Here is a 24,304-nt window from a genome sequence, read left to right as displayed (position 1 = left end):
ATCCAGATGAAGATGCCGCGCATGATCAGGGCGACCACGATGCCGACGAGGAGCACCTCGTGCCGGTACTGACGTGTACCGGCGTAACCCGGTGATGATGAGGTAGAAGATGAACAGGTTGTCGACGCTGAGGCTCTTCTCGGTCAGGAACCCGCGAAGTACTCCCCTGCCACGGTGGGACCGCCGACGATCCCGACACCGACGCGAGAATGAGGATGATGCCGCCGATGGTGACGGCCCACACCCAGAAAGGAACATCCACTGTCGAAACCTCCGGTCGCAGCATTGGTCCGCGCCATGGGACGCGGACTGCCTACTTCCGGAGGTCTCTCCCGCCCACGCTCACGCGAGGACCGACGGGAACCGGGCCCCTAGGAGCCGTGCTGACGATTCCGCCGCGGGGGGATACTCCCTCCTGTTCAGTTGTCTGTCTCCTTCATACCGTGCTTTGGCGCGGCGGGAAACCACGATCTGTCGCCAGTTCGGCATACAACGCCTCGAGCTGGGCCACGGCGTCGGACTCCGTCGGAAGTGTGACCGCTTTCATAGCGGCGGCCGCCCGGAGTCGGTTGGCGAAGTCGGAGCGTCGTCCAGGACCCGGTCCACCGCGGGTGGCCAGAGCCCCGGCGTCGCGAGGAGGGACGAGCAGGCTCGCGTTCGCGTAGCGCTCGGGGATTCCCCCGACCCGGGTGGCGACCGCGGGCAGGGCCGCCCGCATCGCCTCCATCATCACCAGTGACGGTCCCTCCCACAGGCTCGGCAACACGAACACGTCGGCCGCGGCCATCAGGTCGGCGATGTCGTCCCGGTGTCCCACCAGACGCACCGGGAGTCGTTCGGCGTCGACGCGCTCCTGGAGTTCCGCGCGCAGTGGCCCCTCGCCCGCGACGGCGACGCGGGGGACGGACGTCCGGCGCGCCCACCGGCGGCTGGCGTCCAGCAGGGTGTCGAGCCCCTTCTGGGGGGCGAGCCGGGCGACGGTGAGGATCAAGGGTTCGTGTTCGGCTACGCCCAGTTCCCGACGGACCGAACGACGGTCCCGCGACGGTTCGGGGCCTGTGGCGCGGCGACGGTCGCGGACACGACCCGGCGTGCCCCCCGGTCGCGCATGCGGCGTTCGAGGTCGACCGAGACGCCGAGGACGGCTTCGGCGCGCCGCGCGACCAACGCCTCCAGGGCCGGGTAGGCGCCCCGGAGAGGTCCGCGCACCTCCGGTGGCGCGTTGTGAACCGTGACGGCGAGCGGTGACAGCCGCGCCAGTGCCGACGCGCCCCCCGCGCGCAGACCGTGAGCGTGGACGACGTCCATCTTCCCCGACAGGGCCCGGCGAAGGCGCAGCGCCGCACCGAGGTCGCGCAGGGGGTGCGGCCGGTCCCCGATCTCGACCCGCACGACCGTGGCGCCCGCGCCGGCGAAGTCGAACAGCTCCTCGACCTGGGCCGGAGCGACCACGGTGGTCAGGTGCCCCCGCGAGACGAGACCCGCGACCAGGCCACGCACGTGTGCGCCCACGCCGCCGGTGCTCGACCCGACGACCAGCGCGATCCGCATCGCTCCCCACTCCTCCGCCGTACCGCCACCCTCCGTCCGTCGCTCGCTCCTGGGTGACGCTCACCGTCGCCGGTTCCTGTTCCACGTATCGCCTCCCGCCTTCGCGTCAGGGCGTGGCCCGACGGAGGACCGCGCGGAGGGCGAAGCGTCCGGCGTCCCGGTCGACCAGCGCCGTCACCAAGGCGAACACCAGGATCGCGACGACTCCCGCCAGTACCGCGGCGCCGGCCTGGGCCGCGGCGCCCGGCCGGAGTAGCTCCCCCGCGACGAACGCCCCACAGGCGAACGCGGGCGGGGTGGCCACCAGCACCGCGACGGCCGAACGGATCATCCCCCTAAGACACTCACTCCCCCGCAGGCGGACCACGGACACCATCAACGCCACACAGGCCACACCCAGCCCGAGAGACGTCGCCGCACCGAGCGCCGCGACCGCCCAGGTCGAGGGCACCGCGGCGACGAGCGCCACCGCGGTGGTCATCACGATCGCCCACCCGGCGAGCTGCGCCACCGCGGCCTGTCGCCCGTGATGGGCGGCGTACAACGCCCTGCTGTACAGGGCCACGAGACCGAAGACGACGATGCCCGGGGCGAAGGTGATGATCGCCCAGGTGAGCTCGGCCCCCGCCGTTCCCTGGTCGTGGGCGAGGAAGCCGCCCAGGGGGCGGGCGGCGGCGGCCAACGCGACGGCGGCAGCGGCGGCGGTGACCAGCACGGATCTCGCCGCGCCGGCGACGAGCCGACGATAGGCGGTCGTGTCGCCGAGGTCGTGGTGCTCGGAGAGGGTCGTGAAGGCGCTGAGCGCGATGGGGATCGCCACGACGCCGTAGGGCAGGGTGAACAGGGCCCAGGCGTAGTTGTACAGGGCGAGTGCGCCGGGGCCGCCACCTCGGTTGGCGAGGGCGATCGCGAGCAACTGGGTGAGCTGCATGCCCGCCGGTGGGAGGAGGGCGGCGAACGCGAGAGCGCCCGCGCGCGCGCCGCGACCCCGGGCGGAAAGCGCAGGGTGGGTCGGAACAGTCCGACCCGTAGGCGCAGCGCCGGTGCCAGTGCGGTGAGGAACAGGGCGACGACGCCGGCCGTCGTGCCCAGCGCCAGGGTGAGCTCCGCACTGAGTGGAAGGTGGGCGAGGTCATTGACGTAGCCGCCTCCGAGCGGGACGAAGGCGACGTAGACGCCCATCACCACGAGGCTCGACAGGAGGGGGGCCAGTGCGGGGCCGAGGAAGCGGCGGTGGGCCTGCAGGACCGCGTAGAGGGCCGCGGCCAGACCGTAGAAGACGATCTGGGGCGTGAACATCAGGAGGAAACGAGCCGTCAGGGGCAGGACCACCTCGCCGAGTCCGCCACAGCCATCGATGTCGCCGATGAGGAGGGCGACGAGCGGGGCGGAGACGAGGGCGAGCAAGACGGCGAGACCGGTGCTGACCAGGAGCACCCACGTGACCACGGCGGCGGAGATGCGACGGACCGCCTCGGTGTCGCCGCGCCGCACCGGTCCCCGCCAGGATCGGCACGACCATGCCGGCCACCGCGCCGCCGACGACGACCTCGAAGAGGATCGTGGGGATCTGGTTCGCGGTCAGGTAGGCGGTACCCAGGCAGGTGTCGCCGACGGTCTGGGAGAACACGACGACGCGCCCGAACCCGGCGACGCGCGCGGCGGCGGTGACGACCGCGATCAGCGCCGCCGCGCCCGCCACTCCTCCGGTGATGGCTGCGAGTCGGCGCCGTGTCATGGGCGCCGCGCGTCGGTCTCCGGTCCCGCCTCCGCGCCACGGCCCAGACGGTCCAGCCAACGCAGCGGCGGGACCGCGTCGATGACGCGGGAGAAACTGACGGCTTCGCTGGCCACGGTCAGGACGACGAGAGACGCGGCACTCACGGCGCGGGTCCGTGAGGTTCCGCCGACAGCGTAGGAGAGACCGAGGAGGGCGCCGATGGTGTTGGCTCCGCCGTCCCCGAGCATTCCGTCCTCGTGGAGGTCGGCGGGCAGGACGGCCAGTACCGGTCCCAGGGCGGCGGCGGAGAAGGCGGCGCCTTCGCCGGGCAGTGTCGGGGCTCCCATCAGGAGGGCGGCCTTGGCCGCGCGTCCGGGACGCAGGTCGAGCAGGTTGACGAGGTTGGCGCTGCCCGCGATCAGGATCGTGTTGACCGCGACGTCGCGCGGTCTCGTGGAGACCAGGGCCGCGGCACCCAGACTCCCGGCGGCGATCCCGAAGAGCTTGACCGTTCCGGAGGTGAGTCGTCCCTCACGCAGTGCCTTGAGGTGTCCCCGGAACCCGCGCGCACCCCGACCACCAACGGCGTCGTCGTAGGCCCCCAACACCGCAGCGGACCCGGCGGCGAGGACTCCCGCGAGTCGCGCCCGCCCCGGGACACCAGGGGCGCAGGCGGCCCCCACACACGCTCCGAGGCTCAACGCCGTCCCCTCGGCCAACGTCACCTGGACTCCCTGGAAGTTCTCCCGCCGCCAGCGCTCCCCGAGAATCCGTTCCGTCCCCCGGTACCCGATCCATGTGACGACGGCCCCCGTCACCCCGGTCGCCAGCACGGCGGCCGCACCGGGAGACCTCCGCCCCCGCGAAGCCGAACGCGCCCTCACGCGCACTCCCCCGCCCCACCGGGACCGGTCCCGTCCACGGCCCGCCTCGTCACGCATCCCCGACCACACCCACCGACGCCCGCTCGCCGCCACGGCCGGCCAGTAGTGGAGTACTTGACGCGCGAGCGCCGCCCGAGCGGGCGAAGTGAGGGGCCGCGTCGGTCACCAAAACCTCACCCCCGCCCTCCGACCCGTCGGCCGGCACCCGATCCACGTGATGCCCGCGGCCAGGGGGCCTCCGCCCCCGCGCGGCCGAACACGTCCCCCCACCACATCCACCGACACCGACTCGAAGCGACAGCCCGGCCGACGGTGAAGTCCTCCACACGTGGGCACCACCCGAGTGAGCGAAGCCATCAGCCCCATCGGTCACCAAAAGACCACACCCCCGCCGTCCGACCCGTCGGCCGACAACCGATCCACGTGAGGACGGCCCCCGTCGCCCCCGGTACCCAGTACGGCGGCCATGCCGAGAGGTCTCCGCCCCGACGAAGTCGAACGCGCACTCACACGCACTCCCCCGACCCACCGGGACCGGTCCCGTCCACGGCCCGCCGCGTCACGCATCCCCGACCACACCCACCGACGCCCACACGCCGCAACGGCGGGACCGGTGGCGGAGTGCTTGGCGCGCGAGCGCCGCATGGGCGGGCGAAGCGACGGGCCCCATCGGTCACCGAAAGGGAACGCCCCGCCCCCGACCCGTCGACCGGTACCCGATCCAGGTGACGGCGGCGATGCCGGGCAGTCTCCGCCCCCGCGGAGTCGAACGCGTCCTCACACCACACCCACCGACGCCGACTCGAAGCGACAGCATGGCCAACGGTGAAGTCCTCCACACGTGGGCACCATCGGAGAGAACGAATCCACGGGCCCCATCGATCACCGAAGGACCACACCCCCGCACTCCGACCCGCCCGCCGATCCACAATCCACGTGACGACGGCCCCGGTCATCCCGGTCGCCAGCACGACGGCCGCACCGGGCAATCTCCGCCCTCGCGAAGCCGAACGCGACCTCACGCGCGCTCCCCCAGCCCACCGATACCGATCGCGCCCCCGACCCGCCCCCACCCGAACGGACGACCGGACCAAGGGAGGAGTACTTGACGCGAGAGCGCCGCCTGAGCGAGCGAGGCGACAGGCCGCGCCGGTCGTCAGCGGACCACGCTCCGGCTCTCCGGCCGGTTGATCGGTGATCGTCGCCGTCGTGGGCCGGTCGCGCCACCGAGCGCCCGCCGCACCCGTCAGGGCGTTCACGGCGCTCTCCCGCAGCGGGGCTGATCCCCGAACGTCCCCCTCCGCGTGTCCAGGAGGTGCGGACGGCGCCTCGGTCGTGCCGCGCCTCCACGTGTCGCCCATGTCGCCCATCCGGCTTCCCCCACACCCTCTCCGCCAGCCCGGTGCGAGGGGGTCGGACCGATCCTCATCATTCCCCGCGCGGCACCGACGTATCCGGCACCGCGGCGAGGAGCCCCGCGGGCCGAGGTCTCCCGACCAGGTGCCCCCGCGGGGAAGGTGTGGGGCGACGACGCGGGAGCGTGGCCCCGCGCGGCTCCGGACGTGGCGATCACTCGTCGTCCTCCTCGTCGGGGGCCGGGGGGACGGGGTCGGGGAGGTAGTCGTCACTGCCGGGGCCGATGCCGTAGTGGCCGACGTTCCCGTGGGCCGCGCCGGCCAGGGCGTACACGGTGACGATGTCGCCGGCGGGATCGCCCGCGATGTCGACGGTGGTGATGGCGTCGCCGGCGGCACGGGCGTGGGCCACGAGACCGGATTCCTGGGCGGATTCGGGAGCGCCGGCGATCACCGTGCCGTCTCCGGTCGCGTCCGCGGCCTCCGCCAGGGCGAGAATGGGGGCGTATCCCGCGTCGGGGTCGTCGGGATTCGTGGAGTCCGCTGGTGTTCCCATCCCCTCGGGACCGAGGAAGAGCGCGAGGTCGGCGCCCCGGGCGGGTTGGCCTCCGTAGCCGAGCAGGCCACCGTCGTGGAAGCCGTCCAGGACGGTTTCCCGGGCGGAACGCTCGTCGGCGTCCTCGGGCGCCGTCAACAGGACGGATGCCAGCAGGACGGCCGCCCGCTCGTAGGCACCGCCCGAGGGAGTTCGGGGGAATCGAGCTCAGGCTCGCTCACGAGGTCGTCGGTGAGGTCGCGAACGTGGGGCGCCTCCGCCGGGTCGAGGTAGCGCTCGGTGAACGAGACGCGACCCGTCATCGTCGCACCGGCGGCGGTGACCTGATCGGCCAGTTGGTCGCGGGTGGTCGCGTCCACTCCCGGCGCCTCGACGATGACGACGCGTTCGTCGTCCAGTTGGTCGGCCACCATGTCGCCGGACCAGGCCGCGACGAGTGCGGTGACGCCGGCGTAGCGCCGGTCGGCGGCGTCCTTCTCCGCGCGTAGCTCCTCGGCCTCGTCCCGCATCTGCGCGGCGTCGGCGTTGAGCCGGTCGAGCAGGGGATCCTGCAGCATGGTGCTGCCCAACACGATGCCGACCGTCAGGGCGAGAAAGACGCCGACGAGGGAGACCAGGTGATACCGAAAGTCGATCACGTGAACAGTCCCGTCAGCCAGTAGTAGAACACTTCCCACTGGGCGGCGATTCGGGTCATGTAGAACTGGCCCGCGGGTGAGCTGAACGCGCCGGCGACGATCGCGACGAGGGCGGCGGCGACGAGCCCCAGTAGGGACCAGGGGGAGATACGACTCCGGTAGAGCCGACTCACCCCCTTCGCGTCCACGAGTTTCCCGCCGACGCGCAGCCGGGTCAGGAAGGTGCTGGACATCCCGGACCGGCCCTTGTCCAGGAACTCCGCCAGGGTGGCGTGCGTGCCGACCGTGACGATCAGAGCGGCGCCGTGGCCGTCGGCGAGCAGCATGGCGGCGTCCTCACTGGTACCGAGCACAGGGAACACCGTGGCGCCGTGGCCGAGGTCGTGGATCCGTTCCAGGCCGGGGGCGCGCCCGTCGGGGTAGGCGTGCACGACGAGTTCCGCGCCGCAGGTCAGCGTGGCGTCGGAGATCGAGTCGAAGTCACCGATGATGAGATCGGGTCGGTACCCGGCGTCGACCAAGGCGTCGGCTCCGCCGTCCACTCCGAGGATGGCGGGGCGGAACTCCCGGATGTAGGGGCGCAGCGCGGCGAGGTCCTCCCGGTAGTGGTACCCGCGAACGACGATGAGCGCGTGACGCCCTCGGATGTGGGTGGCGACGTCGGGCACGCGGGCGTCGTCGACGAGCAGATCGCGTTCACGGCGGATGTACTCCATGGTGTTCAGCGCGAAGGACTCCAACTGCGCCGACACTCCGGCGCGCGCCTCCGCCATCGCGGCCGCGACCGACTCCGTGTCCTGCGGTGTCCCCTGGCACACGAGGACGCCGTCCCGGAGTAGCCCGCCGTCACGAACCGAGAGCCGTTCCCCCTCCTGGACCAGGGTGAACACGTCGGGCGGCACGTCGTCCACGACCGTGATCCCAGCCTCGACCAACACCTGGGGCCTCGGTTCGGATAGCGCCCGCTGATCCCGCGAGCCACGTTGAGGACCGCGCTGACGCCACACGCGACCAGGGACTCCGCGCTCACGAGGTCGAGGTCCACATGGTCGATGACGGCGATGTCGCCGGGCCGCAGGCGTTTGGTGAGGTTCTTGGTCCGCTGGTCCAACCGCACGATCCCGCTCGCCGGGTCCGGTTCGCTCGGCTTCCGGCGCATCCTCGGCAGCCGCGCTGCGAGGACGGCTGGTACCTTCACAGCTCGCGATGCTGTCAGATTCCGACCTGACCTGCGATGATTACCGTAAGCGTGGGCGTGTCACATTGGCATCCCCGCGCCGGCCACCCCCGTCAGGGTTGCCCACATCCATCCGGTGGGGGTGCGCATCCACCTGCTCTGACGCGATAAACAACCCCCGTCAGCGCCCTAGGTGTACTGACCATGGAGGTTGGTAACACCCACCCCGCGTGATGCATACGAAGAGGGCCTCCGGTATCGATGGGGATTGCGACATCATCACCGGACCGGAAGGCCCTCGATGCCTCACGCTACCCATCCCAACGCCAAGCTCGCACCGGCTGGCCGCCTGGCATTGGCCCGCTGCATTGTCGAGGACGGATGGCCGCTGCGCCGGGCCGCTGAACGCTTCCAGGTCTCGGCCACCACCGCCCAGCGCTGGGCCGCGCGCTACCGCACCGGCGGCCCAGCCGCCATGACCGATGCCTCCAGCCGTCCCGCCCGCTCGCCCCGGCGCACCTCCATCCGCCGTCAGCGCCGCGTCATCAAACTCCGCCACCTCAACCAGTGGGGACCGGCCCGTATCGCCGGGCACCTGCACATGCCCGCCTCTACCGTCCACCGCATCCTCACACGCCACGGCTGCGCTCGCCTGGCCCACCTGGACCGCGCCACCGGCCGCACCGTGCGCCGCTACGAACGCGCCCGCCCCGGCGAACTGGTCCATGTCGACGTCAAAAAACTCGGCTCCATCCCCGACGGCGGCGGCCACCGCGCAGTGGGCCGCCACGCGGGAGTACGCAACAAGCAGGCAGCCACCACCGCCCGACGCAACGGGTCCCCGGTGATCGGCCACAGCTACCTGCACACCGCCCTGGACGACCACTCCCGCCTGGCCTACACCGAAATCCTGGCCGACGAACGCAAAGAGACCGCCACCGCCTTCTGGCAGCGCGCAGCGGCCTACTTCGCCTCGGTGGGCATCACCGTGGAGCGGGTCCTGACCGACAACGGGTCCTGCTACAGATCCGGTCTGTGGCGCGAAACGCTGACCCAGACCCAGATCGCACACAAGCGCACCCGCCCCTACCGGCCCCAAACCAACGGCAAGGTCGAACGCTTCCACCGCACCCTGACCGACGAATGGGCCTACGCCCGCCCCTACACCTCAGAGACCCAACGCCGCCACGCATTCACCGGATGGCTGCACCACTACAATCACCACCGCTTCCACACCGCCATCAACGGCCCACCCACCACCCGCGTCACCAACCTCACAGGACAGAACACCTAGGTTGTGTTTTGTGGGTTGTGGTTGAGCCAGAGTAGGGCGCTGATGAGTGTGATTCCGGCTTGGTAGTGGGTGGCGTGTTTGTCGTAGCGGGTTGCGATGGCTCGGTAGTGCTTGAGTTTGGCGATGCAGCGTTCGACGAGGTTACGGCGTTTGTAGGCGCTGCGGTCGAAGGCGGGTGGGCGTCCGCCGTAGGAGCCTCGTTGGTGTCGCCATGCTTTTTGGTCGCTGCGTTGGGGGATGGTGCAGGCGATCCGGCGGTTGCGTAGTAGCTGTCGGATCGCTTTGGAGGAGTAGGCCTTGTCCGCGATGACGCGTTCGGGGCGGGTGCGGGGTCGTCCTGGGCCGGGGCGGGGCACGCGGATGGTGTTCATGAGCTGGGCGAAGACTGTGGAGTCGTTGGTGTTGCCCGTGGTGATGACCATGGCCAGGGGGAGTCCGCGCCCGTCGGTGGCCAGGTGGCTTTTGGTGGTCAGTCCGCCTCGGGAGCGTCCGAGGGCTTGGTCCTGCTTTGTTCGGTGCTCGGTCCCTTTTTTCGTGCCCCGGCCGCGTGTTGGTGGGCCCGCACGGTGGTGGAATCGATGCTGACCTCCCATTCGATGCGGCCGACGGCGTCGTGGCGGACATGGACGTGTTCAAGGATTGCCTTGATGGTGCCGTCGTTGGCCCAGCGCCGGTAACGGCCGTAGACACTTTGCCAAGGCCCGTAGCGTTCGGGCAGGTCACGCCACGGACACCCGGTAGCGAGTTTGTAGATCATGCCATTGAGCATCCTGCGATGATCGTGCCAGCGCCCACCTCGGCCCTGATTGATGGGAAGCAGCGGTCGGACGTGTTCCCAGGCTTGGTCAGTGATCTCGTGTCGTCGAACCACACACCCATCACTAACAGCACGCGACCAACAACCACAGCCGAACCACAAAACACAACCTAGGTCGTGTTTTTTGGAGGGTCTGCGGGGTGGGTGGGTGGTCTGGAAGTGTTGGGTGGCATGGTTCGACGCCATGAACTCACCGACGAGGAATGGGCTTTGCTCGCCCCGCTCATGCCCGCCCACCCCCACAAAGGAAAGCGGTGGGCCGACCACCGCAAGGTCATCAACGCGATCCTGTTCAGAACCCGCACCGGGATCCCCTGGCGGGATCTGCCCGAGCGGTACGGGCCCTGGGAGACCGCTGCCGGGCGGCACCGCCGCTGGTCACTGGACGGGACCTGGGACAGGATCGCCGAACGGCTGCGTATCGACGCCGCCACCGGTGAGGCCCTCGAGGTCGGCATCGACTCCACCACCGTGCGCGCCCACCACCACGCCGCCGGCGCCACAAAAAAGGGGGAGCGGCCCGGAACGAACCGGACGGGTCCGAAGCACTGGGACGCTCCCGGGGAGGACTGACCACCAAGATTCACCTGATCGCCGACAACCGTCGCCGCCCCTTGGCCCTGGCCACCAGCCCCGGCCAGCGCGGTGACACCCGCATGTTCGAGCCGCTGATGGCCGCGCTACGGCTGCCGCGCGGCGCCGGCCGCTCACGGACTCGCCCAGACCGTCTGCTGGCCGACAAGGCCTACTCCTCATCAGCGATCCGGGCCCACCTGCGCAGACGAGGCATCCGGGCGACCATCGCCCAACCCCACGACCAAAGCGCCAACCGCAAACGCAAAGGAGCCAAAGGCGGCAGACCCCCGACCTTCGACCGGGACACCTACCGAAACCGCAACACCGTCGAACGGTCCATCAACCTGCTCAAGCAAAACCGAGCGGTCGCGACCAGATACGACAAACGAGCCGTGATCTACGACGGAACCACGCAAATCGCCTCCATCCGGATCTGGCTCCGCGACCTCACCCGTTCAAAAAACACGACCTAGACGCGTTCGGCCGCACCGTAGGTGGCGTCGCCGAGTCGGTGACCTGCGTGTGCGGGCCGTGGCCGAGCCGCGGCCGTCGGAGGTGCCGACCATGACACCGGGGCGGTGACTCCTCCTCGCACCCCGATGGGCCGCGACCGCCACGTTCCCGACGATTCCTGTCCCCCAGTAGGGTTTTCTCCATGCCCGCGAGTCCCGTCCCCGCGCTTGTTGGCCGGGACACCGAGATCAGTTCTCTCTTCTCCCTGACCGACGCGGCACGGCGGGGTACGGGCGGCGCGCTCGTCGTCCGTGGTGAGCCAGGAATCGGAAAGAGCACACTGCTGCGTCACGTTGAGAGCGCGGTGTCGGAGGACTTCCAGGTCATCCGCGCCTCCGGGGCGGAGTTCGAGGGTGAGCTACCGTTCGCCACGCTGCACCAGCTCTGTGTGCCACTGTTGGGGCACCTGGAGGCCCTGTCGGCGCCCTATCACGACTCCCTGCGCGTCGCGTTCGGCCTCGCCGAGGGAGTTCCGGATCCGTTCCGGGTCGGCCTCGCGGCCCTCGACCTGATGGCCGTCGCGGCGGCGGAACGTCCACTTCTGTGCCTCGTCGACGACGCGCACTGGATGGACGACGCCTCGGCTCGGGCGGTGACGTTCCTGGCCCGACGGGTCTCGGCCGAACCGGTGGCGATGGTGTTCGCGGCCCGGGACCAGGAACCCGTCCGTGGGCTGGACGAACTGCCCGGACTGAGGCTCGATGGCCTGACCGACGCGCAGTCACGCTCCCTCCTGGCGGCCGAGAGAACCGTGACCCTCGACGACCGGGTGCGGGATCGGATCCTCGCCGAGGCACGCGGAAACCCGTTGGCCCTGATCGAGCTTCCGAAGGCCGGCGGGTTCGCGCTTCCGACACCGTCACCGGTCGCCAGCCGGATCGAGCGGAGCTTCCACGCCAGAGCGGCCGAGCTCGCGCCCGAGGCGCGCCTGTTGCTGGTTCTCGCCAGCGCGGATCCCACCGGTGACGCGACACTGGTGTGGGCGGCGGCCCAACGGCTGGACATCGACGTGCCCGCCGCGTCCTCCGCCGTGGAGTCGTCCGGTCTGGTGCGGTTCGACACGCGGGCCCGATTCTGCCACCCCCTGGCGCGTTCGGCGGTCTATCGCACGGCCGACGCGGCCCAGCGTCGAACGGCGCACCGCGCCCTGGCCGACACGATCGACCCAGGAGTCGCCCCCGACCGACAGGTGTGGCACCGCGCACTGGCCACGACCGGGCCGGACGAACACGTGGCCGCGGGGCTGGAGGCGTCGGCCTCGCGCGCCCAGGCGCGCGGCGGTGTGGCGGCGGCGGCCGCGGCCTTCCTCGAACGTGCGGCGGCTCTCTCACTGGACCCCGACACACAAACGCGACGGACGCTCTCCGCCGCGAGGGCCACCCTCGAGGCGGGCGACGCGAACGCCGCGACGGATCTGGTGGCAAGCATCGACGCCGACGCCCTGAATGATGCTGAGCACGCGACCGTCGACCTGTTGCGCGGTCAGATCGCGCTGTCCATTGGTGCGGACGGGGCGGACAGCGGGCCCGACTTCATGCTCCGCGCCGCTCGGCGGCTCACCTCCACCGATCCGCGACGCGCGCGCGAGTGTGTGGTCTCGGCGCTGGAGATGGCCCTCGTCGTCGGCAAGGCCGCCGGGGTGATGGACCGCGTCCTCGCGGCGGCGCGATCGGTGCCACCGGCTCCCCACTCCCCTGACCTCCTCGACGGGCTGGTGTTACTGCACACCGAAGGACACTGGGCCGGAGCTCCGGTACTGCGTGAGGCTCTCACCGGTGACAACGAGGGATGGACCCGGGTCCCGGCGTTGGCCACGATGCTCGCGGGTGAACTGTGGGACATGGACCTCTACGCCACCATCGTCGAGTGGTTGGGGGCGACTGCGCGGGACACGGGGTCGCCGATGGCCATCCGCCTCTCCTTGTCGCAGGTCGCGTTGTCCGCCGCGTTCGCCGGTGACTTCGGTCGCGCGATGGCGGCGATCGCTGAGGAGGAGGCGATCGCCGACGCCTTCGGCGACGTGCCGCAGTTGTACGCCAAGGTGCACCTGGTGACGATGCGGGGCCGCCGGCAGGAGGCACTCGACCTGTTCGCCGAGGTGGGGAACAGGGGCGTCGGGCAGCTGGCGGCGAACACCGACAGCGCGGCGGCCGTGTTGCACAATGCTCTCGGGGAGTATCCGGAGGCGTTGGCCGCCGCGTCGCGTACATGGGCACGCGGTGAGCTGTTCACCTCCGGCTTCGCGCTCCCGGAGCTGGTCGAGGCGGCGGTCCGGTGCGGCGAGCGTGCGGTGGCGGAGTCCGCGCTCGCCTCCCTGACCGAACGCGCGGCGCACGCGGGAACCCAGTACGGCCTCAGCGTCGCCGCCGGTGCCCGGGCGTTGGTCCATGGCTCGGAGGACGACTACCGTACGTCCGTCGCGTACCTGGCCGACACCTGGCTGGAGCCGGATCTCGCCCGGGCGCGTCTGCGCTACGGGGAGTGGCTCCGTCGCGCGGGGCGCCGCCGTGACGCACGGGAGCAGTTGAACGCCGCGCACGAGCTGTTCTCACGGATCGGCATGGAGGCGTTCGCCGAGCGGGCCGCTGGAGAGCTGCGGGCCACCGGTGCCGTGGTGCGCGGGCGGGCGGAACACACCTACGACCAGTTGACCATGCAGGAGATGCACATCGCCCGTGAGGTCGCGGCGGGTGCCACCACCAAGGAAGTGGCCGCCCGCCTGTTCCTCAGCCCGCGAACCATCGACGCCCACCTGCGCAACATCTTCCGCAAACTCGGAATCACCTCCCGCAGGCAGCTCAGGGACATACCCGACGTCACCTGACCCAAGGACGGGACGCGGGCACGCCCCCTGACGCGCCCGTTCGCGCTCCGTTCTTGCCGGTGGAGTCACCCAGCCTGCCGGTCGTCGATGACGTGGTCATTGGCGGTGCTCCATCGTCGCCAGAGTGAGTGGACTCTGAATGCCACGCCACCTCCGTCGGGGGTCTTCTTGCTGCGGGTGTTCAAGCGTTTTCGAAAACGACTCCCTGGGCCAGGCCGAAGACCACCACGTCTCCCGCGCCACCGGGCGCCTCGTCGTCCGACCCGTGACCACCACCTCCGTCCATGACAACTGTCATCACAGGGTGGTGATGGGTGTGGGTACCACGCGAGACCTCCGTACCGACACAATCGGAATCCTTCCCGATTGTGCGCTCGGCCCCCTATGCCCGGGTGCAGGACCACCCTCGGTTGAGAGGCCTTGACGTGAACGACTTGATCGCCACGATCGCGCAGTTCGTGGACGACCTACATCCCGTCCTTCAGTTCGTCGCCGTTTTCGTCATCGGAACCATCCCGTTTCTGGAGAGCTACTTCGGTTCCGTGATCGGCTACGTGGTCGGCATGGGCTGGCCCATCGCCCTGGGCGGTGCGGTGGCGGGCAACGCGCTGGCCGTGACCGCGGCCGTGTCCCTGGCCGGACGGATACGAACGGGCAAGAGCCGGGTCGAGCGCTCCAAGCGACGCGAGCGCATCCTGGCCCGCGTCGAGAAGTGGGGCGTCCCGGTCGCCAGCCTGCTCACCCCAACGGTGTTCGCGATCTCGTTGACCGCGTTCATCATGGCCGCCGCCGGTCTCGACCGACGCGCGGTCCTGGCCTGGAACCTGGTATCCAGCCTCGCCTGGGGCGTACTCATGCTCGTCGTCGTCGGCTCGACGCTGGAGGCACTGAACTGACCGGGGGCGGACATGGGCCGCGTCGGCACTGACTCGGCAGGGCCCGACCTCATCGTGGGTTCCTGACCCGGTTGGGAGGACGCGCCACGCGGCGCGGGCGATCGCCGGGCGAAGCCGAGCGGCGCCACGTAACGTGGTGCGCGACCGGACCCAACGGGAAGGACGGACCAAGGTGATCACCAGGACCGCGACCGTGGCCACGACCGCGTTTCTCACCTTCACCCTGGTCCCCGGGGTACCGGCGACCGCGGGGGCGGAGGACACCTACGCCAACTACGCCGAACTCGCCGCCCACGAGACCGAGGGCGTGGACTACCGGCGGACCACGCGCGCCGGCGGAACCGACCTCGCGCACATCGCCATCCACGGAGGCCGCATCGAACCCCCCACCACCGAACTCGCCGACCACGCCGCCCAGGCCGGTGACCACGCCTTCGCCACGTTCGAGGGGATCAAGCGGAGCGGAAACGGCGTTCTGCACATCACCGCCACCCGCTTCGACGAACCCATGACCCTAGAGGTCGTCGCCGCCTCCGACTACACGATCTCCTGGCACGGGGCCGCCGGCGATCACCCCACCACCTACGTCGGTGGGCTCGACACCGAACTGCGCGACACGGTCCGCGCGGAACTCCGCGCCTCGGGCTTCGACGCGCCCGACTCGATCCCCGACGGTCTCGCGGGCGAAGACCCCGACAACATCGCCAACCGCAACGCCCGAGGCGCGGGTGTCCAACTGGAGATCACCCACGCACAACGCGCCACCTTCCTCGACGACGGTTCACCCACCGAGACCTTCCGCGACTACACCGCCGCCGTCGAACGAGCCGCGGCCCAGCGCTGACCACCCTCGTCCCTGACCGTGCCCTGCGGTACCGGCGGACCGATCAGTCGGGCTCGCGCGCGGCGGCTTGGAGCCGTTGCCACTTCGCCATCGAGCGCTTCACCTCCTCGCGCATGAACCCGAAGAACCGACGGGTCTCGTCCAACCGTCGCCCCGCGGGGGAGTCGGGGCCCAGGATCGCTACCCCCTCCTCGGCGCTGGTCTGCACCCGGACCAGGACCGGGTCAGAGCTGCTGATGTAGTGGCTCCATGTGTGGTCGTGGATCCGGCAGAAGTCGTGCCGAGTGCCGGGTTCACGGCCGCGTTCGACTAGACGTGTCCGAACCAGGTATTTGACGGCCCCGGAGATCGCTGGCGCGCCCACGCCCAGTCGCTCGGCGAGCTCGGCGGCGGACAGCTTTCCGGAGTCGGTGACCAGCAACGCGGCGTACACTCGCGCGGCCATCCGGGGCATCCCGGATTCGACCATGACCTGTGCGAACCGTTCCCGGAAGTCCGCGGTGGCGCCCTCGTCGTCGGCCCGCGTCATCGCAATCCCCTTCTCACTCAATTCCATCATTTCACGAATTTCGTGAATTCAGTGTAGTGTCGTTTCCATGAAGGAGACCGAACTCCTCGGAGTACAGCAGACCCTCAGCCCCGTCCTCAAGGCCAAAGCACTGGACTGTCGACTCCCGGATCCGATCCTCGGCGACCGACACGCCGAGCGGGTCATGCGTCGCCTCGACCCTGGGTACGACAGCCGCGGGTTCGGCACCAGTCAGATGGGCCTGGCAGCCGTGGTCCGCGCGAAGGCCCACGACGACTGGGCCCGTGGATTTCTCGCCGACCACCCCGACACGGTGGTACTGCACCTGGGCTGCGGCCTCGACACACGGGTTCAGCGGATCGACCCGCCCTCCACCGTCGACTGGTACGACCTGGACTACCCGAGCGTCATCGAGCTTCGGGACCGTTTCCTGCCGCCCCGCGAGCACTACACCCTGATCAGCTCCAGTGTCACCGACCTGACCTGGTTGGAGTCCGTACCCCGGGACCGACCGTTGCTGATGATCGCTGAAGGACTGGTGCCGTACCTGACCGAGGACGATCTCCGGCGACTACTGACCAGCCTGGTCAACGCGTTCCCCACCGGCCAGCTACAGTTCGACACGGCGCCGGTCTGGGCATGGCGCATGTCCAGGTGGGACCCCACGCTCCGTAAGTATGGCACCCGGATCCACTGCGGCTTCGACGATCCGTCCACGCTCGCCGACTGCCATCCCCGGCTGAGGTACGTCGACGAAGCACCGATGTACGACGCGCCGGTCCTGATGGCCAAGGCTCCCCCGAACGTCCGCCGCGCGTACCGCCTCCTGAACCTGATCCCGGGAATGACGCGAGCGACGCGCATCGTGCGCTTCCGGTTCTAGCGGAGCGCTCGATCCAGCGGCCCCGTCAGGTGATTGCCACACGCCCGCACCCGGCGTCAGGACTCCGGGGAGGGATCCGGTCCGCGGCACACCTCGTCGACGAACTTCTCCCGCGGAGCCACTGAAATGTCATCGTCCCCGCGAAACGAAATGAAGGGAGTCGGACTCCACTGTCCCGGCCCCAGGGATGGCTCTGGGGTCCCCGCGTACTTCCATCGGACAGACCGTCCGCGCTCGCACGGCACGATCGCCCGTGACAAAATCCCCCGACGGAGCGGGCACCCCGCTCCCCCCGGGCTGCCTGGGGACGTCGACGGCTGGGGCGAGGTGGCTGATGGCGGGGGGCGTAACCGGTGTCGAGCCCCATGCTCACCGTGGTCGGATCGTTCCTGGGTGGGGGACTGCGTAGCGCGTGCCCTCAGCAAGGGACTGGGCGAGTGTGGGATAGATGGTGAGGACACGGTCCAGTCCGGTGATGCGCAGGATCCGGCGCATCTGCGCCCGGGGCCCGGCCATCCGCAGCTCGACGCCGAGCCGGTCGGCCCGGTGGCGCGTCCCGACCAGTACGGCGAGCCCGGCCGCGTCGCAGAAGGTGATCTCTGACAGGTCGATGACCAGCAGTTCCATCCCTGGTCGGAGTGCGGTGAACAGGTATTCGCGTAACGCGGGGGTGACGGCGCAGTCGATTTCGCCATGCGGCCTGACGACGGAAATGGTTGGGCCGCGGGGCACGGACGATCCGCCATCCGCGCCGATCTGGCCGTACCGGAGCGCGGGCGCCGCACTCACCATGCCCAGCTTCCCGCGTGAACGGGCACGAGGGGCGCTGGCCCGGCCTCGGCGGGTCATCGCCGCCCGCCTTCGGGTGCCCAGTCGGCGTTGTCGGGGTCCAGCAGCAGGCGCTCGGCGGCGGTGATCAGGTCGGCTGCGTGGGTGATGTTGGCGTGTTGGGCGGCCAGTCCGATGGCGGCCCACGCTGTTGGCATGTTCACCCCGGGTGGGACGACCAATAGGTCGACCCGGGCTCCGTTGGTGCTGATCGCGGCGAGTGAGTCAGCCGGCATGGAGGTGAACCATTCGAGCCGGATCGCGCGCCCGGCTACTTCCAGCAGGTGGGGCCGGTTCTTCCAGCCGGTCGCCCCCAGCATGACGTGGTGGATGGGACCCCGGTAGTCGTCGAGGGCGAGGATGAGGCCGGGTAGCTCGGCGACGGGATCGTTGCACCGCGGCCACCAGCCGCCGTCGAGCACGGCGTGGTGGGCTGTCAAGGATTGCAGCAGCAACCGGGGCACCGAGGGCGGCGTGTCGGAGACCACGGGCCGGCGTTGGGTGGGAGTCAGCATGGAGCGGTGCTCCTGTTCTCCCGAGACGCCGCACGCGCCGCGTGCGGTCCCGGGTTGATGGGATGCGCGGATGACGGCTACAGCCTGCGCATAAGGCGAGGTAGCCCGGTGATCCAGGACTGGATCACCTCAGCGCCAACGGGGCTGAGTCTCAACAGCCACGATGCGGCGGAACGAGACTCGACGGCGATATGAGATCGGCACGACCTCTCCTTCGGAACGGCCGGTGTGGCAGCGATCCCCACCAACAGAAATGCCGTCGTCTCCAGATATCTCAACCCTACGCCCGCGGGGGTAAAGAGCAAGGCATTGAGCGGCGTGCACGGGGTATGGGCGAAGTCCCCGAGCACTTGACCTCCGCGATATGGGAGTAGGTGGCGAGCGTGCTCGAGCAGCGTGGGAGGCTGTCCGCGTACGAGGGCCACGCGATGGAGCCGGAGCGAGACCATCTCCGTCGTCCTCACCGGCGAGTCCTGGGCCCGCGTCACTGTCGCGTCTCAGGCGATCGGCTTTCGTGTCCTTTGCCCGCCAGGGCTCGGCGGAGAGCGGCGGCGAGCCCGGCGGTCTGCCGTTGGACACCTCGCCGAGCAGACGTATCGCGTAGTCGATTTCCTCGTCTCAGTTCGGAAAGGCCACCGCACTGGATATGTCGGCGCGCGGCAGGCCCGACAGGTCGGAGGCCCGCGCCGAGGCCGCGTTGGGCGCGGCGGGTACGGAACCCAGGCCGAACCGCTTCGCGGCGGACCGTCGGGAGAGTCGGCTCCATTCGTGGAGGCGGGCGCTTGCCGGCGTGTGACTACCAGGGACGTCAGTCGTTCAGACGCGTGATCGGCGAAGAACGTATCCGGCGTGATGGAGGACACCGCGGTGGTACTGACCGAACGCCCAGAACCCGGTGTCGTCGAGGTAGGTGACGCGATCGGCGTTGAGCCAGAAGCGTCCGGTGTAGGCGTCGCGGCGGCCGTTGCGCGTTTCGGTGTACCGCCCGTCCTCGCTCAGGTACTGCGTCATGTCGCGCCTGGCGTCCGTCCATTGGCCGAGTCGTGGGTCGTCGGAGTCGAGCTCGTCTGTGCCCGAGGGGCGCGTCGGTGTGCCGTGGAGGGCAATGAGTTCTCCCTCGACGACGACGGCGATCAGATCCTGGGGCTGGACGACCAGCGTCTCGGTGATCCGCCGGCTGCTGACCCTGCCTCTGATCACTGCGAAGGTCGCAGGTCGGCCCGGAGTCAGATCGAAGGAGTACGGGGCTGGCGGCTCAGCATCGTCGAAGACTGTGTTCACAAGCAATGGCACGACCGAGGCACCGGTGGCGTCGATCAGATGCGCCGAGTCCCGCGGACCCTCATCGCCGGTGATCCGTGTGCCCCTCACCCGCAAATCACCTGGTGCGGACAGCTGGGGACTGCTGTGTACGCGGGCGCCTGTGATGATCAGGGCGGATGTCAACGTTCTCGGTGCTCCTTGTGTGTGGGGGCCGTTGCCGGCACCCTACAGCCGGTTGCCGCGGGTGCGGATGGCGTGCGCATCCGTTCGGCTCCGCTCGACAGTCCTGCGGTTCGACTGTCCTTCGGCGGCGACTCGTGTCGCCGCTAAGGGCCGCCGGCGTGTTGCTCGCCGCCGACATCATCGCCACCCGGTGCGACCCGGGGGCCGTCGGCTCAGGCGGGGCACGCCGGACGCCATCGATGTACGGCTCATCATGCTCGGCCATCCGCTACACCACGCTTCGGTGACGGGACCGGGGCCGCGCTACCTGTTGTCCGGCGCTCCCAACCCTGACCGGGTCCCATCCTCGATCCTGGCGAGAGCGCCGTCCAGAGAGGCGTCGTCCTAGGCACGTCCAGCCTAGGAACGCGCAGACCACCCGGTATCCGCCGGATACTTGCCGGGCAGTGCCGGGCGCTCCGGGCAGTTGTCGATGCTCGACGTGCGCGCGAGCATCGACCGCACCTCCGCTGTGAGAATGCCGGTCATCGTGCTCACCAAAGTCGTCACCGGACCTACGCGGTGTGGTCGCAGGGCGTCCGTGCCCCCACGCCCGGCCCGACACCCGCGCGGGTTGGGAGCCGAGCCCCCAGCGATCCAAGGTGTTGATGACGTATCCCGGCAGTAATCAGTACCCGAGGGCGCGTTCGATGTCCGCCACGGCCTCGAGCACCAGCGGGATGAAGGCCCGCAACTCGTCCTCACTGACGACGACGTTCGGCACGGCCAGGTCGATCGCGTACTGCACCCGCCCGTCCGGTTGCCTGATCGGGACGGCGACGGCGGAGACGACCTCCTCGTGTTCGCCGAGGTTCAGCGCGTATCCCTGCCGCCGGACGGCGTCCAACTCGTCCAGGTAGTCCTCCGCGTTGGTGATCGTGCGCTCGGTGCTCACCGGGTAGTCGAGGTCCGCGGCGAGCGCGGATCGTTCGGCCGCCGGTAGGAACGCGGCGACCGCCTTGCCCATCGCGGTGCAGTGCAGGGGTGCGGGCATGCCGATCCGCGAGTACATCTGCACCGGGGCGCTGCCCGCGTACTTGTCCACGTAGATGACCGTCGGATTCTCGAAATAGCCGAGGTGAACCGTCTGCCCGGTCTTCCTGTTGAGCGCACGCAGACTCGACGCCGCGACCTGACGGACATCCATCGCCGCCACCGCGTGGAACGCGACCTGGAGCAACTTGCTCCCGACGTGATACCTGCCGGTCTCGTCGCGCCGGGCGAAGCCTTCCTCGACGAGGAGCTGCAGCAGTCGCACCGCCGTCGAGAGGCTGACCCGGTGGGACTCCGCGACCTGGCTGGCGGTCGCCGGTTCGTCGGAAAGCGTCGCGAGGACCTTGAGGCCACGCCGAAGACTCTCACTCATCTGCCCATCCTTTCCGCCCGTCCAGCCGAGGTTCGGGCCGACCCCCGCCAACGGGCCCCTTGACGTCGCGATCAGAATCTCGTTAGATTTCCCCCATTATACGCAACCTACTTGCAATATATGCAAGCAATGCGGTGGTTCAGTGCGACCACTCAGCCCGTACGCGAATCGGCGTGGAGGAATGAGTTGACACAGACCGAATGGCGCACGCCTGTCGGAATTTGCGCCATGTGTGGGCGCGACCAGGAAATGACGTTTCCGGACTACTGCGCGAACTGCGGTGGGCCGGTCGTTCTCCCTCCGGCGACGCCCACACTCGCCCACACCACGAACCTGCCCGGTATGTGGAGATACGCGGGTCGGTTGCCGGTCACCTCGGACACCGCGTGGCTGAGCATGGGCGAAGGGGGGACCCCGGTCGTGCCGGCGGCCGCGGCGGCGGAGTGGTGCGGCGTCGAACGCCTGATGCTCAAGCTCGATCACCTGAACCCGTCGGGGTCCTTCAAGGACAGGGCGACGGCGGTGGGGGTGGCGCAGGCCGTGCGGCAGCGGGCACGCGCCGTGGTGTGCGCGTCGAGCGGTAACGCGGCCGGATCGACGGCCGCGTACGCGGCGCGCGCCGGACTCCCCGCGGTAGTCCTGACGCCGGAGGCGGTTCCCCCCGGTAAGGCCGCCATCGCCCGCGCACACGGCGCGACGGTGCTTCGGGTACGAGGCGACTACAGCAACACCTTTCGTGCGGCACGGGAGCTGGCTGACCGCTTCGGCTGGATCAACCTCACCACGACATACGTCAATCCAGTCGCCGTCGCCGGGCTGAAGAGCGCCGGATACGAACTGGCGGACCAGCTCGGTGATACCCCGGACTGGATCGTGGTGCCGATCGGCGCGGGCCCGCTCGTGCACGGCATCGTGACCGCCTACCGGGAGCTACGGGACTCGGGGGAGGTCGCGGCGCTGCCACGGATCCTCGGCGTGCAGGCGGAGGGCTGTGCGCCGATCGCCGACGCCTTCGCCCGGGACGCGACGGAGGTCGTCCCCTGGCCGGAGGTCCGGACCCGGATCTCAGCGATATCCGACCCGTTGCGCGGCTATCCAGCCGACGGTACCTACACCCTGCGGCTGGTGCGCGAGTCGAACGGGGTCATGGCGACCGTGAGCGATACCGCGGCGGGTGAGGCCGTGGACCAACTCGCGCACCGGGAGGGGCTGCTCATCGAGTCGGGGGCCGCCGCCGATCTGGTCGCCGTCCGGACGCAGCGGGCGCGGGGGACGATCGGTCCGGACGAGACCGTCGTGTGCGTGCTCACCGGGAACGGCGCCAAGACGTTGTCCGCCGAGGCCGGGCCGGACGACCCCGTGGTCGCCGACGCCGACGAGGCGATCGACCACCTCGGGGCGCTTCCCGAGACGGCGGAAGGAATGACGGTCTGATGTCGGATCGGATGCTTCTGCACGGTGGCGAGGTCATCGACGGAACGGGGAAGGCACGCCGCCGGGCCGACGTGTTGGTGGAGGACGGCCGGATCAGCGCCGTCGCCGCCATCACGCCCAGCCCCGACATGCCGACCATGGACGTCACGGGTGCGGTGGTCTTCCCGGGTTTCGTCGACGTACACGCCCATGACGATCTGGCGTTGCTGCGGTCCGGCGGCGTCGAACCGAAGGTCATGCAGGGAGTGACCACGAACGTGGTCGGCAACTGCGGGCACGGCTGCGCGCCGGTCGCGGTCGACCCACACGCGCAGGCGTCCCATTCCGGTCCGATCCTCGGTCACTTTCCCGAGAGCGTCCCCTGGCGGGACTTCCCCGGATATCTGGACCATCTGAGCACGAGCGGGTTGCGGACGAACGCCGTGGCTCTGGTGCCGCACGGCGCCTTGCGCGCGTCGATCGTCGGCTACGCCCGCCGCCCCCTGGACACCCACGAACTCGCACGCGCCGTTCGTGACCTGGACGAGGCGTTGGACCACGGCGCGGCCGGACTGTCGCTCGGGCTGATGTACGCCCCCGGCGACGTCGCCGACCACGCCGAGCTGGTGGCGCTGGCGCGCGTCGTCGCCGCGCACGACCGGATACTCGCGGCACACATCCGCAGCGAGGGCGACGACGTCGTCGGGTCCCTGCGGGAACTGCTCGACATCGCACGACAGAGCGGAGTCAGGGTCCAGCTCAGCCACCTCAAGGTGGTCTCGCCGCGCAACAGGGGTCGCATGCGCGAGGTCCTAGACGTGCTCGACGGTGCGCGGTCAGAGGGGATCGACATCACGGCCGACGTCTACCCCTACACGGCGGGCAGCACGACCGCGGCGGCCCTGTTTCCAACCTGGACGCTCGCCGAAGGGGTGCGGGGGCTGCTCTCCTTGCTGGACACGCCCTCCGATCGGTCCCGGATCGTGGAGAGCCTGCACCGCCCATGGCAACGGCAGGAGAACAACTTCCTGGCGCTAGGCGCGCACCGCGTTCTGTTGTCCGGCTTCCGGCAGCCGGAGAACGCGGACTACGAGGGCGTCCTGCTCTCCGAGATCGCGGCCGATCGCGGCGTCGACGCGGCGGAGTGTCTCTGCCAACTGATGTGTGAGGAACGCGGCGAGATCACCGTCGTCATGTTCCAGATCGACGAAGAGGATGTCACAGCGGCGCTCTCCTGGCCGTGGTCCCTCATCGGATCGGATGGCCTGCCCATTCAGCAGCCGTATACGCACCCGAGAATGTACGGCACCTTCGCCCGCGTGCTCTCCGAATACGTCCGCGAGCGTCGGCTCTTCTCTCTCGAGGAAGCCACGCGCCGGATGGCCACACTGCCCGCCGAGCGCTTCGGAATTCCGGGACGAGGCGTCATCCGCTCGGGCGCCGCGGCTGACCTGGTCGTCGTGGCGCCCGAGCACATCGAGGACCACGCGACATTCGCGAACCCGCGACGCTTCCCCGAACACATTCACGCCGTTGTCGTCAACGGCGCCTTCGCGATGACGAACGGTCTCGCCACCCAAAGCACGGCGGGCTCACTTCTACCGATCGAGAAGAGCCCTATCGCCTGACGAACGGAAGGT

General features: G+C 69.8%; 17 protein-coding genes and 6 pseudogenes. 8 read left to right on the top strand and 15 right to left on the bottom strand.

The features are described 5' to 3' along the window. Positions 1 to 5: 5 nt before the first annotated feature. From J4H86_RS27190 to steA, 9 genes and pseudogenes are all read right to left on the bottom strand, one after another. A pseudogene (locus J4H86_RS27190) lies at positions 6 to 262 on the bottom strand (TerC family protein); the annotation flags it as partial. A gap of 174 nt (positions 263 to 436) precedes the next feature. Then, positions 437 to 991: a glycosyltransferase family 4 protein gene (locus tag J4H86_RS27530; protein WP_330932464.1), complete on the bottom strand. Its 555-nt coding sequence runs from the start codon at positions 989 to 991 to the stop codon at positions 437 to 439. A 14-nt stretch (positions 992 to 1,005) separates the two neighbouring features. Beyond that, the gene (locus J4H86_RS27525; protein WP_330932463.1) at positions 1,006 to 1,551 is read right to left on the bottom strand and encodes a glycosyltransferase; all 546 of its coding nucleotides are present in this window, start codon (positions 1,549 to 1,551) and stop codon (positions 1,006 to 1,008) included. Between the two features lie 106 nt (positions 1,552 to 1,657). After that, positions 1,658 to 2,518: pseudogene (locus J4H86_RS27330) on the bottom strand (lipid II flippase MurJ); the annotation flags it as partial. 101 nt (positions 2,519 to 2,619) lie between these two features. Continuing rightward, a pseudogene (locus tag J4H86_RS27325) lies at positions 2,620 to 2,988 on the bottom strand (lipid II flippase MurJ); the annotation flags it as partial. Positions 2,989 to 3,285: 297 nt separating this feature from the next. Beyond that, a complete protein-coding gene (locus tag J4H86_RS27175; RefSeq protein ID WP_236540955.1) occupies positions 3,286 to 4,155 on the bottom strand; it encodes a hypothetical protein in 870 nt (289 codons plus the stop codon). A gap of 1,569 nt (positions 4,156 to 5,724) precedes the next feature. Then, positions 5,725 to 6,204, bottom strand: coding sequence for a copper transporter (locus J4H86_RS27320; RefSeq protein ID WP_269134507.1), 480 nt, complete (start codon positions 6,202 to 6,204; stop codon positions 5,725 to 5,727). Next, positions 6,201 to 6,704 (bottom strand): copper transporter, encoded by a 504-nt coding sequence (locus J4H86_RS27315; RefSeq protein WP_269134506.1) that lies wholly within the window; start codon positions 6,702 to 6,704, stop codon positions 6,201 to 6,203. The genes J4H86_RS27320 and J4H86_RS27315 overlap by 4 nt, the downstream gene beginning before the upstream one ends. Further along, positions 6,701 to 7,863 (bottom strand): annotated as a pseudogene (steA, locus tag J4H86_RS27165) (putative cytokinetic ring protein SteA). The gene J4H86_RS27315 and the pseudogene steA overlap by 4 nt, the downstream one beginning before the upstream one ends. Before the next feature lie 319 nt (positions 7,864 to 8,182). Here steA and J4H86_RS27160 point away from each other — a divergent pair. Then, positions 8,183 to 9,175 (top strand): IS481 family transposase, encoded by a 993-nt coding sequence (locus tag J4H86_RS27160; RefSeq protein ID WP_236539480.1) that lies wholly within the window; start codon positions 8,183 to 8,185, stop codon positions 9,173 to 9,175. Here the strand turns inward: J4H86_RS27160 and J4H86_RS27155 are convergent. Then, a pseudogene (locus J4H86_RS27155) lies at positions 9,172 to 10,046 on the bottom strand (IS5 family transposase). The gene J4H86_RS27160 and the pseudogene J4H86_RS27155 sit on opposite strands and share 4 nt — an antisense overlap. Positions 10,047 to 10,163: 117 nt before the next feature. On the opposite strand from J4H86_RS27155, the pseudogene J4H86_RS27150 reads away from it, so the two are divergent. From J4H86_RS27150 to J4H86_RS27135, 4 genes and pseudogenes are all read left to right on the top strand, one after another. Beyond that, positions 10,164 to 11,041, top strand: a pseudogene (locus J4H86_RS27150) (IS5 family transposase). A gap of 182 nt (positions 11,042 to 11,223) precedes the next feature. Beyond that, a complete protein-coding gene (locus tag J4H86_RS27145) occupies positions 11,224 to 13,905 on the top strand; it encodes an ATP-binding protein (protein WP_236541143.1) in 2,682 nt (893 codons plus the stop codon). A gap of 425 nt (positions 13,906 to 14,330) precedes the next feature. Continuing rightward, entirely contained in the window at positions 14,331 to 14,801 is a 471-nt protein-coding gene (locus J4H86_RS27140; protein WP_236541142.1) for a hypothetical protein, read from the top strand. A 172-nt stretch (positions 14,802 to 14,973) separates the two neighbouring features. After that, positions 14,974 to 15,645: a poly-gamma-glutamate hydrolase family protein gene (locus tag J4H86_RS27135; RefSeq protein ID WP_236541141.1), complete on the top strand. Its 672-nt coding sequence runs from the start codon at positions 14,974 to 14,976 to the stop codon at positions 15,643 to 15,645. A 43-nt stretch (positions 15,646 to 15,688) separates the two neighbouring features. Here the strand turns inward: J4H86_RS27135 and J4H86_RS27130 are convergent, their stop codons facing one another. Then, the gene (locus J4H86_RS27130) at positions 15,689 to 16,174 is read right to left on the bottom strand and encodes a GbsR/MarR family transcriptional regulator (protein WP_236541140.1); all 486 of its coding nucleotides are present in this window, start codon (positions 16,172 to 16,174) and stop codon (positions 15,689 to 15,691) included. Between the two features lie 67 nt (positions 16,175 to 16,241). On the opposite strand from J4H86_RS27130, the gene J4H86_RS27125 reads away from it, so the two are divergent. Continuing rightward, complete coding sequence (locus J4H86_RS27125; RefSeq protein WP_236541139.1) at positions 16,242 to 17,057, top strand: class I SAM-dependent methyltransferase; 816 nt, start codon at positions 16,242 to 16,244, stop codon at positions 17,055 to 17,057. A gap of 369 nt (positions 17,058 to 17,426) precedes the next feature. Here J4H86_RS27125 and J4H86_RS27120 read toward each other — a convergent pair whose 3' ends face one another. The 4 genes from J4H86_RS27120 to J4H86_RS27105 form a co-directional block, all read right to left on the bottom strand. Beyond that, positions 17,427 to 17,849 carry an STAS domain-containing protein gene (locus tag J4H86_RS27120; RefSeq protein ID WP_236544196.1) on the bottom strand — a complete coding sequence of 141 codons (423 nt, stop codon included), beginning with the start codon at positions 17,847 to 17,849 and terminating at the stop codon, positions 17,427 to 17,429. Positions 17,850 to 17,902: 53 nt separating this feature from the next. Continuing rightward, on the bottom strand, positions 17,903 to 18,400 hold the full coding sequence (locus tag J4H86_RS27115) for a DUF5994 family protein (RefSeq protein ID WP_236541138.1): 498 nt from the start codon (positions 18,398 to 18,400) through the stop codon (positions 17,903 to 17,905). A gap of 816 nt (positions 18,401 to 19,216) precedes the next feature. After that, on the bottom strand, positions 19,217 to 19,600 hold the full coding sequence (locus tag J4H86_RS27110) for an Atu4866 domain-containing protein (protein WP_236541137.1): 384 nt from the start codon (positions 19,598 to 19,600) through the stop codon (positions 19,217 to 19,219). A 913-nt stretch (positions 19,601 to 20,513) separates the two neighbouring features. Next, on the bottom strand, positions 20,514 to 21,251 hold the full coding sequence (locus tag J4H86_RS27105) for an IclR family transcriptional regulator (RefSeq protein WP_236541136.1): 738 nt from the start codon (positions 21,249 to 21,251) through the stop codon (positions 20,514 to 20,516). A 249-nt stretch (positions 21,252 to 21,500) separates the two neighbouring features. Between J4H86_RS27105 and thrC the strand changes: the two genes are divergently transcribed. Beyond that, positions 21,501 to 22,685 carry a threonine synthase gene (gene thrC, locus J4H86_RS27100; RefSeq protein WP_236541135.1) on the top strand — a complete coding sequence of 395 codons (1,185 nt, stop codon included), beginning with the start codon at positions 21,501 to 21,503 and terminating at the stop codon, positions 22,683 to 22,685. Further along, complete coding sequence (locus J4H86_RS27095) at positions 22,685 to 24,292, top strand: N-acyl-D-amino-acid deacylase family protein (RefSeq protein ID WP_236541134.1); 1,608 nt, start codon at positions 22,685 to 22,687, stop codon at positions 24,290 to 24,292. Before thrC ends, J4H86_RS27095 begins: the two co-directional genes overlap by 1 nt. The last annotated feature ends 12 nt before the right edge of the window (positions 24,293 to 24,304 follow it).

Source organism: Spiractinospora alimapuensis (genome assembly GCF_018437505.1).
Lineage (GTDB): Bacteria > Actinomycetota > Actinomycetes > Streptosporangiales > Streptosporangiaceae > Spiractinospora > Spiractinospora alimapuensis.
The sequence above is the reverse complement of the archived record's forward strand: the minus strand, read 5'-3'. Positions and strand labels throughout refer to the sequence as shown.